The sequence below is a fragment of the Xylanivirga thermophila genome (assembly GCF_004138105.1).
Taxonomy (GTDB): domain Bacteria; phylum Bacillota; class Clostridia; order Caldicoprobacterales; family Xylanivirgaceae; genus Xylanivirga; species Xylanivirga thermophila.
In genome coordinates this window covers 31,251-45,188 of the sequence record NZ_RXHQ01000003.1, presented here as the reverse complement: position 1 = coordinate 45,188, position 13,938 = coordinate 31,251, and the positions used below count along the sequence as shown (strand labels likewise).

Here is a 13,938-nt window from a genome sequence, read left to right as displayed (position 1 = left end):
ATAAAACATATATTAAATATTAATAGCATTATTGCAGCGGTTTATTTGTTTCCTGAATCGTATCTGTTTTTTGCTGATTTTTTATTCTATAGTATTCCTCAAGTATACGTCTAGCCACTGGAGCTGCATTACCAGCTGTACGTCCATTTGGTATAGCAACGGCTACTGCAATCTCAGGATCTTCATATGGTGAAAACGCGACAAACCATGCATTGTTTCGTTCTTCTTTTCCTGCAATTACCTGAGCTGTACCAGTCTTTCCGCCTAAAGTAATATTAGAATCCATATCTTTAAAGTATTTTGAAGCTGTTCCTCCACCCCCAGCTCCACCGAAATCATACACAACCTTATGCATACCAAGTTTTACAGCATCAAAATATGATTGGGGCACATCTAGTTTATTTAAAACAACCGGCTCCGTCTTTTTTACTATTTTGCCTTCAGGTGATACTACATCCTTTACCACATGGGTCTCCAACACATTCCCATTATTAGCTATTGCAGCTACATATCTAGCTATCCCTAATGGGCTTATTTGTGTATAGCTCTGTCCAATACCAGTTATTACCGTATCATTTCCCTTCCACCGCTTCCTATCTACGAGTATCTGCCTTACCCTATAACTAGCATTTATTTTATTTTGATTCATTTTTTTCTTTGTAATACCAAATATATCATCCTTCCCATCATTATTTTCATCCTTAAATTCAAAATAGCCCTTATCCTCAAAAATCTTTCTTATAAGCTTCGTATCTTCAACATGGGAATTTGATAGTGGAACATCCGCAAGGGCATTTAAAAGTTCATCCTTTGCTTCTTTTTGTTCATTACTATTTAAGTCCTTAAAATAACCATATGCCTTCATCTCAGCATATATTTGGGATTTTATATTATATCTTTCTGCCTTTTCTTTTATATCTGGACTGGCTACAATATTATAATCGGCATCTTTATCAAGTATTTCAAGGCCGGTATGTCCAATAAGTCCAAATTCTTTTGCCCAATGATTTATAGCATCTATACCCAATCGATCGGCTACTGTATAAAAATAATAGTTACAAGAATGTTTTAGGGCATCTACCAAATCCTCATTACCATGTCCCGATTTCTTTGAACAAGCCGGCGGATGATATTTATCATAAACATCATAATATACCCTATCATATATTTGTTCATGAAGTCCCACTTTTCCTTCCATAAGGCCGGCTATACCAACTAGCATTTTAAAAACCGAACCAGGAGCGATCCCTCCCTGAAATGCAAGCCCATATAATGGTTTAGCAGGATCATCAACTAATTTGTTGTAATTCTTACTTGATATACCATCTACAAATAGATTCAAATCAAACGAAGGATAGCTAGCCATGGAGAGTATCTCGCCTGTATGTACATCGATAATCACAGCTGCACCATTTTTAGCAAGCGGTGCCCTATTACGTTCTCCATCATATGGAGCCATACCATTTTGCATTTTGGTTATCTCTTCTGCCAATATATCTTCAGCACATTTTTGCAATCTACTATCTAGAGTAAGATATATATCATTGCCATCCTCCGGTGGCTCCTCCTTAAGTACTTTGGCTATCCTGCCGGAAGAATTAACTTCAGCCCAGAGAAGACCATGCTTTTCATTAGTACTACCTGTTAGCCATTTTTCAAAGGCGCCCTCAATACCATTTATACCTATTTTATCGCTTGATACATCATATCCCTCTTTTTCACAGTTTTCTGCCTTTTCTTGAGATATTCTACCAACGTAACCTATTATATGGGAAGCAGTATCGCCCATAGGATAATATCTGCCACTTTCCACCCTGGTCTGTACTCCAGGTAAATCTGCAAGATACGTTTCTACTTGAGCCACCGTTTTAGCATTTATATTTTCTGCTACCCGTATAGGCCTATATTCTTTATATCTGTTCATATACAAATCCATTCTTATGGAGACAACCTTACGTGCCAATTCATCGGGGATATTATCATCTATTTTAAATCTCTCTTTAAGCTTTTTCATAACTTCATCAGCCGGTAAATTATCACCTTTAATATTTGCATCCCTTGCCCATCTTTTATATCTATTTTTTTGAATATCAGGATCACTGTTGCCCAAATCATAATAAAAGCCCTGAGGTTTATCGTATTTTATCGGTAGATTATCCACCAATTTATCCTCATTGCCTTCTACTATATTTATAAGGTTTATAAGCATATTATTAAGCTGTTTGGGATCGTTTGGTATCTGCTGCCCATCAATCTCAACTACATATATCTGTCTATTAATAGCAAGGGGAATACCGTTTCGATCTAAAATATTTCCTCTTCTGCCTCTTAAAGTCAATTTTACGGATTTTCGTTCCTGAGATAAAACATAGTATGTCTCTCCTTTTTTCAAGGTTAAATAGGCCAAACGAATACCCAATGTTGTAAATAAGCATACACATATGAGAGAAAACACAAAAAACCTGCTTTTAAAAAACTTCTTCATAATCATACACCTTTTCCTCAAATATATCATAGCATGTCTATTATATTGTATCATGCATAATAAAAATAAAAAAGAGTTTAATTAAAACGTTTTTCAATTGTTTGTAGCTGTAGCATTTACATTTGATATTTTTGTATATTAACCTTTATACACAACTATATTATCCGATGCTATAATTTACTCTTCTAATCCAGCAATATTCACTATACCATCTTAAAAGTAGATACAGGAATGAACACCCATCTATATACCAAATGTATAAATTAGAAAGTCAGTTCTGAAACCACACTGTAATCCTGCATAAGTTTATTTTCTATGTTATCGGAGCTAAAGACAACAGCTATCCAACATAGCAATCTGCATACTATTGTCGTCGCAAAGTCAGGAGAAAAAATGCAAAATCACATAACAATGGCAAGCAACAAAGCAAATGTTTTTTCATATTGATCTCACTTCTTTAATCCGCTTCTTGGAAATGAAAACAAAATTGCATTTGCATAAAGTCAAGCATTTTGCCACGGACATAGCACATAGTACTCCCTCCAATCTATTTTTGTATAATTATTCATTAAAACTACTATTAATATTTTAACATCTATTTCCTTATATGTGGACTTTTTATATGGTAGTTTTATTACTAAGTTTTTCATCAATCCATTTAATGATATTAACAGTTTCCAAAATGGATTGATTTATATCGCCTATTAATATAATAAATAAAAAAAAGAATAGTAACCCCAATTGGGTATATCTATTCTTTATAAAATCCCACTTCTTAATTTTATGTCTCCCTAGTTATCTTCTTATCTAAAATATATCCTTTTTGTCATAAATTTATGCTTATATAGCTTTAGTATATAATGGTATATTATAGGCATCAATATCGCAGTATATATAGCCTCTGGCAATGCTATTTTTAGCATAACATCACCTATAGGCAAATTCATCTTAACAAAAAAAGCATATATATACATCATTATCTGTTTTATAAAAATACCAGTTGCTGCAAACACCATAGGAAACATAACAGGTCCAACATATAAATTTTCACGGGTTAATCCTACCAAATAGCCTATCACCATATATTGGAATGCACATATGCCTAATTGGCTTCCAAACAATATATCCTGCAACAGTCCTCCACATAGTCCTATAATTGCGCTGGTTGGATTCCCAGACAGCAACGAAAAGGATATAACTAGCATCATCAACGTATCGGGCATCACCCCGCCTATTTCTATAAAGGGCAACAAAGTAGACTGAATTACTACATTAAATATTAAAATAAGTAAAATTATCCATATCCTCATAATGCAACAAATCCCCTACTCTGTTTCTTCAAAATGGTGAACATGCTTTATTACCAGTACTTCTTCAAGTCTCTTAAAATCTACTCCAGGTTCAATAGTTGCCGTTTTGAAAAAATCACGTTTTTCCTTTACAACTTTTTTTACCTCTCCTATATATATGCCTTTAGGAAATATTTCCCCTAACCCTGAAGTTATGACCTTATCTCCTTCTATCAAGTCTGAATCTGTAGGCAGAAAAACCATTCTGCACATACCATCCTCATCACCGATACTATTATTTCCCTTAACCAGACCATTATCCCTCGTACGTTCTACAATAGCACTTACACCACTTTGTCCATCCACTATAGTCCTAACTTTTGCCCAATTAGATCCTACTTGAAACACCCTGCCGACTAAACCCTTACCAGTAACTACTGCCATATTTACATCTACCCCATGATTTTTACCCTTATCTATAATAATAACGTTGAACCATCCACCTTCATTTTTTCCAATCACCCGAGCACCTGTCACAACAAAATCTTCATTTTCCTTTGAAAAATCTAAAAGTTCTTTTAAACGCTGATTTTGTTTTTCAATCTCCTGCTTATTTAAAAGCTCTTTTTCAAGATCCTCCACTTGCTTTTGAAGGCTTATATAATCGGCTTTCATATTTATATTATCACCGATACCTGCAAACAGACTATAAACAGAAGAATTAATAGTATAAAATAGTTTCTGCACAGGCCTTATCAACTCACCTAAAAAACCTTCTATACCAGTCATATTGCTACGACGATTTTCAGACGTAAAAACCATAAGAGCTATCAAAATAGCACAGACTATAATAATTATTATAAAAGAGCGCTTTTTGGTTGACTGGGGCAATTAAAACACCCCCTTATGAATTTCTACTAGAAATAGCCACTTTCTTTAGTGTCTCAATCTCTTCTACTACCTTACCAGCTCCAATTGCCACGCAATCTAAAGGATTTTCTGCTATGTGCACAGGCATACCCGTCTCTTGCCTTATAAGCTTATCCATTCCTTCTAGCAAAGCTCCGCCACCTGTGAGCATTATTCCTTTATCCATTATATCAGCAGCAAGTTCCGGAGGTGTTTTTTCCAGAGTAAGCTTTATAGCATCTACGATACTATTTACAGGTTCTTTTAATGCTTCCAATATCTCTGTAGATGTTATTCTTAAAGTTTTTGGTAAGCCTGTTACCAAATCTCTTCCCCGTATATCCATAGCCTGTTCTTGTTCCTTCGGAAATGCTGAACCTATAGTTATTTTTATCTCCTCTGCCGTTCTTTCACCTATCATGAGATTATATTCTTTTTTGATATAGAATATAATAGCATCATCAAGCTTATTACCACCTACTCGCAGTGACTTGCTAGTTACAATGCCCCCAAGGGAAATTATAGCCACTTCGCTAGTGCCACCACCTATATCTACTACCATACTTCCAGTAGGTTCATTTACAGGTAACCCTGCACCTATAGCCGCTGCCATTGGTTCTTCGACTAGATATGCTTCCCTTGCTCCCGCCTGCCTGGTAGCTTCTTCTACTGCACGTTTTTCAACCTCTGTAACACCTGATGGCACACACACTACTATGCGAGGATGGGCATGCATACTCTTTGCCATTGATTTCTTTATAAAATATTTAAGCATCTCCTGCGTGACATCAAAATCAGCAATAACCCCTTCTTTCATCGGACGTATAGCCACTATATTTCCAGGGGTTCTACCTATCATACGTTTTGCTTCTTCACCAACTGCCAATACCTGTTTGCGATCACTTCTAACCGCAACTACTGAAGGTTCTCTAATTACAATATCCTTACCCTTTACATACACCAATGTATTTGCTGTTCCAAGATCAATTCCTAAATCCTTAGAAAACATATTGAAGATACCCATCGACTTTTTGTACTCCTTCCAAGCTTAGTATATTTATAGATTATAGCCAATAAGTGCATATTTGATAACAATTAAAATTATGCCTTACGGTAGAAATATATTCCCAACAGAACACCTAGTATTGTCCCAAAGTTGATAATAAATGTCAAACCAAAGGTAAGACGTAAAATGGACAAATCCAAATATAATGGTTTATCCAGTGTACCAATTTCTATACTTTTATTGAAGATATCCAGATCAAAATATGAACCTAGTATATTTCCTATTGTGCTACCTACAATAACACCAGCTAATAAAAATAAGAAAAGGGTACCAGCCCCTTTGGAATTCGCCCTTCGCACTTTAAAAAAGCCTCCCTTGAAAAACACATTTCTATTTTAGTATAACATTTTTAAATCGGATTACAAGCTTTTTAAATTTTTTTTTACATATAATTAAAAATTGTCACATTCTATCAAAAAAATGTTACCGTTTTGGATTTATTAGTTATCAATTACAGAATAAGCTAAATTGCTAGCATGGTCACCTATTCTCTCAAGATTAGTAACCACATCTAGAAATACCACTCCCGAATTTACCGTGCACTCACCCTTATTTAATCTATCTATATGACTTTGTCTGAGCAATTCTTCGAGCTCGTCCACCTTCCGCTCCTGGGGTTGAACCTTAGCTGCTAAAACTTTATCCCTCTTTTTTACCGCTTCTATGGAATCTTCTAACATATTTATCACTTTTATGTTTATATCCTGCATTTCTTCAATAGCCGCTGGAGAAAAGCTTATATTATTTTCAACTATATATTCAGTATATTCAGCCAAGTTCTCTGCATGATCGCTTACCCGTTCCATATCGTTAACTACATGAAAAAGACTGCCGATAAGCTTTAAATCAGAATTTTGAAGGGATAGTCCATTTGCCATAACCAGATATCTGGTAATTTCCTTATTCAAAAAATTTATAAGCTTTTCCCTTCTATATATATCTTCCGTAGCATTTTCATCCCTATTTAAAAACGCATTCATTGCAACCTCTACATTTTGCCTGGCCAGATCGCCCATCCTACCTACTTCTTTTAATATCTGTGCTACAGCTATTGGAGGAGTTTCCATTATACGCTCGTCCAAATACATAAGATGCATACCCTCAGAGTCGGATTCTTTTCCCGGCACTAACTTTTTAGAAAGGGTAACCAAATAATTTGCCAATGGTAATAACAAAATTACGTTTATTATATTAAATGCAGTATGGGCATTTGCAAATTGTCTTACTGCATCATTTGGACTTAGTGATTTAATAAACGGAACATAAGGTACTCCTACAACAATAAGTATAGTAAACAAAATAGTACCTAGTATATTAAATAAAAGATGCATAATTGCAGCTCTCTTAGCAGTAGTAGTGGTTCCTATACTTGCAATAAGTGCAGTAACACATGTACCTATATTTTGACCAAATAATATAAAAATAGCAGAATCAAGTGTTATAGCACCCTGCATAGCCAATGCCTGAAGTATACCAATTGAAGCACTGGAACTTTGAATAAGTGCAGTAAGAAGCATACCAGCTAAAAGACCTAATATGGGATTTTCGAATTTAACCATAAGACTTCGAAATTGTTCATTAGTCCCAAGAGGTGCCATTGAAGATGACATAATATCCAATCCCATAAATAATATACCAAACCCTGCTAGTATTTCACCAAATTTTTTAAACGATTTTCTCTTAGAAAAAAATATACATCCAACACCTAAAAATACAGCTACGGGAGCTGCACCAGATAGATCAAAGGCTATCAGCTGAGATGTAATAGTAGTACCTATATTGGCACCCATAATAACCCCGACAGCTTGCTCAAGGGTCATAAGACCTGCATTTACAAAGCCTATAACCATAACGGTAACTGCACTAGAGCTCTGTATTATAGCTGTTACAGCAGTACCTACCAAAACTCCCATAATCCTATTGGTAGTCAATGCCTCCAATAATCTCTTCAATTTGTCACCGGCCGCTTTTTCAAGGCCATCGCCCATCATCTTCATGCCATAGAGGAACAAACCTAATCCTCCTGCTAGCATGATTAGCATCTTTAAATCCATGATCTCCTCCTATGTCTTTATTTCGTCTTTATACATCGAAAATTATTATATATGAAATAATATATAAAATAAACCCCCATAATTCGACAATATGGCCTCTTATTAAGATTTATATGTATTTGGAAGTTTTTTTATGTATAATGGTCAGAAAAGCAGGTACCTTCCATAAAAATTCAATATGCAGTAAATGGATTATTTATTATACTCCATTTACTGCATATACTCCTAACTAAATATATGTTTTGTAAGTTTGCAAGCAGTAGGCGTAGCAGCCAAACCTGCCTCCGCTGTCTCCTTCAATGCCGGCATCATCAAATTTCCTACTGATTTCATTGCATCTATCACTTCATCAACTGGTATAATGCTTTTTATACCTGCTAGGGCAAGATCTGCAGAAACAAGGGCATTTGCAGCACCCATAGCATTTCGCTTTATACATGGTACCTCTACCAGTCCAGCTACTGGGTCGCATACCAACCCAAGTACATTTTTAAGTGCTATTGCACATGCATGTCCCGCCATCTCGGGAGTGCCTTCCATCATCTCCACTAATGCTGCTGCAGCCATAGCAGATGCACTCCCGCACTCAGCCTGACAGCCTCCTTGTGCTCCGGAAACACTTGCTCTTTTTGCAATTACCATGCCTATGCCACCTGCTGTAAAAAGACCCATAACTGCCTTGTCCCTACTGATGTTTTTTTCTTCCATGATGGTGAGAATTACAGCTGGTATAATACCGCATGATCCTGCTGTTGGAGCAGCCACTATACGTTCCATGCATGCATTCGCTTCTGATATTGCTAATGCCTTTATAAGAGCCTTATCCAGCATACTCCCGCCTATTGTAATGCCCATTTCAAAAGCAGATTGTAATTTATAGGCATCTCCACCGCTAAGTCCACTTTGGGATTTGACATAAGGTTTTATCCCCTTTGCTATTGATTGCTCCATTATCTCAAGATTTCTAGCCATATCATTGTATAGCTCTTCTTTTGATTTACCCATCTCTATAGCCTGTTCCTCCAATACTACCTCATATATCGGTATAGAACATTTGCTAGCTTTTTCAATAAGATCTTGCACAGAGTCAAAATTGGACACTATTAAAAACCTCCTGTCATACTGGTGAAATAACCACTGTCTCTTTTATGCTAGATAATGTAGATATGGAATCAACCACATCCTTTGTCGGTTCATCATCTACATCTATAACCATTACAGCATCCCCTCCACGGCGGGAGCGAAATACCTTCATCTGCGCTATATTTATACGTTTACCCGCAAGCAAATTAGTGACACTAGCTACTGCACCGGGGGCATCTTTATGAAAGACTATAATAGTATTTAAATCTCCAGTAAAATCTACATCCAATCCATTCAACTTTTTTATTATAATACTTCCACCGCCTATGGAACTACCCATTACCTCTATTTTTTTACCATCTATTCCATAAGCCCTTATAAGAGTGGTATTTGGATGGACATCTCCAAGATCTGCAGTATCGAATGAAAATTTCATACCCTGTGATTGTGCTATAGCCAAACTATTTTTTATACGAGGATCATCGGTGCCCATACCTAGTAAACCACCAATGACAGCTCTATCAGTACCATGTCCCTTATAAGTTTTTGCAAACGAGCCATGAAATACAATATCTACCTCTATAACAGGTTCTCCAAGTATCACCCTCGCTACTCTGCCTATTCGTACTGCTCCTGCTGTATGGGAGCTTGATGGACCAACCATTACTGGACCTATAATATCAAATACATCCATAAAGCATACCTCTTATTTTTTATAGTCTACATTTTTCCATCTCAAGATGGGGTGTCTAGCTGCCTCTGCTTCGTCTAGGCGACGGGCGGGAGCTTCACATGGTGCATTTTTGAGCTTTTCAGGCATTTCTTTTGCTTCGTTTGCAATTTGTATCATCATCTCTATAAACTCATCAAGGGTTTCTTTACTCTCCGTTTCAGTAGGCTCTATCATAAGGGCTTCTTTTACTATTAACGGAAAATATATTGTTGGTGGATGAATTCCTAAATCTATAAGCCTTTTTGCTATATCTAAAGCAGATATATCATACTGCATTTGATTTTCTGCCGACAGCACAAATTCGTGCATACAGATTCGATTACCGTAAGGTACTATATAATGATCTTTAAGTTTATGCATAACATAATTCGCATTCAGCACAGCGTTCTGTGAAGCTTCTTTTAATCCTCTAGAACCTAGTAATAATATATATGCATACGCCTTTACCAAGACATTGAAATTACCATAAAATGATTTTACCTTTCCTATAGAAAGTGGCATATCATAATTCAAATAAAATATATCATTTTTATGTGCTATAACCGGTACAGGTAAAAATTGTGCCAAACCTTTTCTTACACCTACTGGACCCGCTCCAGGACCGCCTCCTCCATGAGGAGTGCTAAATGTTTTATGAAGATTTAAATGTACCACATCAAACCCCATATCTCCTGGACGTGCTACCCCCATTATGGCATTTAAATTAGCCCCGTCATAATATAGAAGCCCACCTTTTTCATGAACTATATCTGAAATTTCAGTTATGTTCTTATCAAATAGCCCTAGTGTATTTGGGTTTGTGAGCATAAGACCCGCTACTTCATCATTCATGACCATTTTTAATGATTCTAAATCCACACCACCATCTGGATTGGATTTCACTTCCACAACATCAAAACCTGCCATAGATGCCGATGCAGGATTAGTACCATGTGCAGAGTCAGGTACTATAATCTTTGTTCTTTTTGTATCCCCTCTATTACTGTGATAAGCCTTTATAAGCATAAGACCGGTAAGCTCTCCATGGGCACCTGCTGCTGGCTGAAGTGTCATTGCATCCATTCCAGTTATCTCACATAGCATATCTGTCAAATTATACATAAGTTCAAGACAACCTTGAACCGTTTCCTTTGATTGATATGGATGTACAGATGTAAAACCGTATAATTTTGCTACAACTTCATTTATCTTTGGATTATACTTCATAGTGCAAGAACCTAAAGGATAGAATCCTGTATCCACTCCGTAATTAAGCTTTGATAGTGACACATAATGTCTTATTATGTCTACTTCGCTGACCTCTGGTAGTTCTGCTTCCTCCGTTCTTATATATTTTCTTGGTAATTTCTCTTCTAAATGATATTCTGGCACATCACAGTTTGGTAATGAATATCCTTTTCGCCCTTTATGGCTCAATTCAAATATAAGAGGTCTTTTTTTCCTATTCATACAAGTTCACCCACCTTTTCTACCAGCCGATCCATTTCATCCTTTGTTCGCTTTTCAGTAACTGCTATTAGCCAACCATTAGAAATTTCAGGATAAACACTGCTTAATTCATATCCACCTATGATATTGTATTCTAATAGTTTTTTATTAAGTTTCAAAGGAGGAATAGATATGCTTAAGGGAAATTCCTTGAAAAATACCGGAGAATCTCTAAAAGCCGGTTCCACTCCTTGTATGGATACTAACTTTTCAAACAGATAATGGGCCTTGTTAAGGGATAATTTAGCCACTTCCCTTATACCACATTTCCCCAACGTAGACATATACACAGCAGCAGCCAATGCATTTAAATTTTGGTTTGAACAAATATTTGAAGTTGCCTTATCCCGTCTTATGTGTTGCTCACGTGTCTGTAGGGTCAAAACAAAACCACGCTTTCCATCCAAATCATGAGTTTCACCCACAACCCTACCTGGCATTTTTCTCATAAGCTTTCGGGTAGTAGCAAAAAAACCCAAATATGGGCCTCCAAATCCCAAAGGATTACCAAGCGCCTGACCTTCACCAACTACTATATCCGCACCAAAGTTACCAGGTGGTGTTAATATAGAAAGGGATATAGGGTCAACATATGCAATAAATAAAGCCTTATATTCATGAACAAGCTCTATAATAGGCTGTATCTGCTCAATAAAACCAAAAAAATTTGGAGTTTGTACAATCACGGCAGAAACATCATTGGACAAAGCCTTCTTTAGTAAATCTAAATCCACTATGCCCTCTTTGTGAGCTATCTCTGTCACCTTTATTCCACGACAAGAAGCATATGTATTTAAAACCTGTCTTGCTTCTGGATGCACATTAGATGCTACCAATACTTCTTGTCGTCTTGTAACTCCACATGCCATAAGTGCAGCTTCCGTTAGTGCAGTTGCCCCATCATATATAGAAGCATTGGATATCTCCATACCTGTAAGCTCGCATATCATAGTTTGATATTCAAATATTGACTGAAGAGTTCCTTGACTTATTTCCGGCTGATATGGTGTATATGCTGTATAAAACTCTCCCCTATTCAATACATAATCCACTGTACTTGGTATATAATGGTCATATGCACCTGCCCCTAAAAAGCAAGCATTATCTTCTATATTTCTGTTTTTATTCGCCAAACTTTGCATATGTTTTTTAAGTTCTATCTCAGACATGGACTTTGGCAAGTCCATGTCTGTCTTTAACTTTAAACTATCCGGTATGTCATTAAAGAGCTCCTCCATATGATGATATCCTAATTCTGATAACATTTTACTCTGCTCTTCCCAAGTATTAGGTACATACCCCGACATGTTTAATCCTCCTCTTTACAGAATTTTTCATATTCTGTTTCGTCCATAAGTTCATCAAGCTCAGATACATCCTTTATGCTAAGTATGGCAATCCAGCTATCATATGCATTTTCATTTATTAGCTCAGGAGATGCATCTAATTCTTCATTTACCTCTATAACAGTCCCCGAAATAGGAGAATAAACATCAGATGCAGCTTTTACTGATTCTACCACCGCCAACTGATCTCCTGCATCTAATTCCACATCTACTTCCGGTAGCTCCACAAATACTATATCCCCTAATGATTTCTGAGCATGATCGGTAATTCCTATGTATGCCCTGTCACCATCAATCTTTACCCATTCATGATCTTTTGAATACTTCAATTTTCCCATAATATTAAACCTCCTTATATAGTTAATATCGTATTATTTTTTATATTGTTTTTTATAAAATGGGATCTCTATTATTTTAGCCTCAATGGGCTTGTTTCTTACTATAACACATATTTTTTGTCCTTCAACTGCATATTTTTCATCTATAATAGCCATGCCCAAATTTTTATTTAAGGTAGGTGAAAAATTACCACTAGTGACAAAACCTAATTCCACTTCATCTATTTCTATTTTATAATGACTGCGGGCAAGTCCACGTCCTACCATCTCAAAACCTATAAGCCTTCTTAAAACACCTTCTTGTTTTTGTTGAAGCAATGCATCTTTACCTACAAAACTGTCCTTCTTAAGCTTAACAAAATATCCCAATCCCCCTTCTAGTGGTGAGATATCCTCTGATATTTCCTGTCCATAAAGGGGTAATGCAGCTTCAAATCGTAGAGTATCCCTTGCTCCAAGGCCAATTGGTTTTAAACCGTATCCCTCTCCTTTTTCCAATAACATATCCCATACATATACCGCATCGTTTGGAGATATGTATAGCTCAAATCCATCCTCTCCTGTATACCCCGTACGAGAAATTAATGCATTAATACCGCATATATTTACATTTTCTAAAAATCTGAAGAACTTCAGATCATTAAGATCAATATCTACAACGTTTTGCAGTATACTCTGGGCATTTGGTCCTTGAAGTGCTAATTGTGCATATTCGTTTGATTTGTTTATTATATCTACCTGTCCTTTTTTATTGGATATAAACCATTCAAAATCCTTATCGGTATTTGCTGCATTTACCACTAGAAGATACTCTTCATCTCCTTTTTTATAAATAAGTATGTCATCTACCACACCTCCTGTAGGATAACATACAGGCGAATACATAACCCTACCTGATTGCATTTTAGATATATCATTTGTAACCATGTACTGAATAAACCCTTGAGCATCCCTGCCTGATACTAATATTTCTCCCATATGCGAAACATCAAACAACCCAGCCTTTTCTCTAACCGTGTTATGCTCTTCTATAATACTTGTATATTGAACCGGTAGAGACCAACCCCCAAAATCTATAATCTTCCCACCCAATACAGCATGTCTATCATATAGAGGCGTTTTCTTCAATTTAATTGCTCCTTCCTAT

General features: G+C 36.3%; 12 protein-coding genes. All 12 read right to left on the bottom strand.

Annotation, left to right across the window (positions count from 1 at the left end):
• Positions 1-28: 28 nt before the first annotated feature.
• Complete coding sequence (locus EJN67_RS02445; protein ID WP_165000687.1) at positions 29-2,485, bottom strand: penicillin-binding transpeptidase domain-containing protein; 2,457 nt, start codon at positions 2,483-2,485, stop codon at positions 29-31.
• 803 nt (positions 2,486-3,288) lie between these two features.
• Positions 3,289-3,795 (bottom strand): rod shape-determining protein MreD, encoded by a 507-nt coding sequence (mreD, locus tag EJN67_RS02440; protein WP_129721834.1) that lies wholly within the window; start codon positions 3,793-3,795, stop codon positions 3,289-3,291.
• A 15-nt stretch (positions 3,796-3,810) separates the two neighbouring features.
• A complete protein-coding gene (gene mreC, locus EJN67_RS02435; RefSeq protein ID WP_129721831.1) occupies positions 3,811-4,665 on the bottom strand; it encodes a rod shape-determining protein MreC in 855 nt (284 codons plus the stop codon).
• 13 nt (positions 4,666-4,678) lie between these two features.
• A complete protein-coding gene (locus EJN67_RS02430) occupies positions 4,679-5,707 on the bottom strand; it encodes a rod shape-determining protein (protein ID WP_129721828.1) in 1,029 nt (342 codons plus the stop codon).
• A gap of 77 nt (positions 5,708-5,784) precedes the next feature.
• Positions 5,785-6,048: a DUF4321 domain-containing protein gene (locus tag EJN67_RS02425; protein WP_165000686.1), complete on the bottom strand. Its 264-nt coding sequence runs from the start codon at positions 6,046-6,048 to the stop codon at positions 5,785-5,787.
• 141 nt (positions 6,049-6,189) lie between these two features.
• The gene (locus EJN67_RS02420) at positions 6,190-7,803 is read right to left on the bottom strand and encodes a Na/Pi cotransporter family protein (protein WP_129721822.1); all 1,614 of its coding nucleotides are present in this window, start codon (positions 7,801-7,803) and stop codon (positions 6,190-6,192) included.
• Between the two features lie 225 nt (positions 7,804-8,028).
• Positions 8,029-8,907: an L-serine ammonia-lyase, iron-sulfur-dependent, subunit alpha gene (gene sdaAA, locus EJN67_RS02415; RefSeq protein ID WP_165000700.1), complete on the bottom strand. Its 879-nt coding sequence runs from the start codon at positions 8,905-8,907 to the stop codon at positions 8,029-8,031.
• 13 nt (positions 8,908-8,920) lie between these two features.
• Positions 8,921-9,580, bottom strand: coding sequence for an L-serine ammonia-lyase, iron-sulfur-dependent subunit beta (gene sdaAB / locus EJN67_RS02410; RefSeq protein WP_129721817.1), 660 nt, complete (start codon positions 9,578-9,580; stop codon positions 8,921-8,923).
• Between the two features lie 12 nt (positions 9,581-9,592).
• On the bottom strand, positions 9,593-11,068 hold the full coding sequence (gcvPB, locus tag EJN67_RS02405) for an aminomethyl-transferring glycine dehydrogenase subunit GcvPB (RefSeq protein ID WP_129721814.1): 1,476 nt from the start codon (positions 11,066-11,068) through the stop codon (positions 9,593-9,595).
• Complete coding sequence (gene gcvPA / locus EJN67_RS02400) at positions 11,065-12,414, bottom strand: aminomethyl-transferring glycine dehydrogenase subunit GcvPA (RefSeq protein WP_129721812.1); 1,350 nt, start codon at positions 12,412-12,414, stop codon at positions 11,065-11,067. Before gcvPA ends, gcvPB begins: the two co-directional genes overlap by 4 nt.
• 2 nt (positions 12,415-12,416) lie before the next feature.
• Positions 12,417-12,791 (bottom strand): glycine cleavage system protein GcvH, encoded by a 375-nt coding sequence (gene gcvH, locus EJN67_RS02395; RefSeq protein WP_129721809.1) that lies wholly within the window; start codon positions 12,789-12,791, stop codon positions 12,417-12,419.
• Positions 12,792-12,824: 33 nt separating this feature from the next.
• Positions 12,825-13,919 (bottom strand): glycine cleavage system aminomethyltransferase GcvT, encoded by a 1,095-nt coding sequence (gene gcvT, locus EJN67_RS02390; RefSeq protein ID WP_129721806.1) that lies wholly within the window; start codon positions 13,917-13,919, stop codon positions 12,825-12,827.
• Positions 13,920-13,938: the final 19 nt, after the last annotated feature.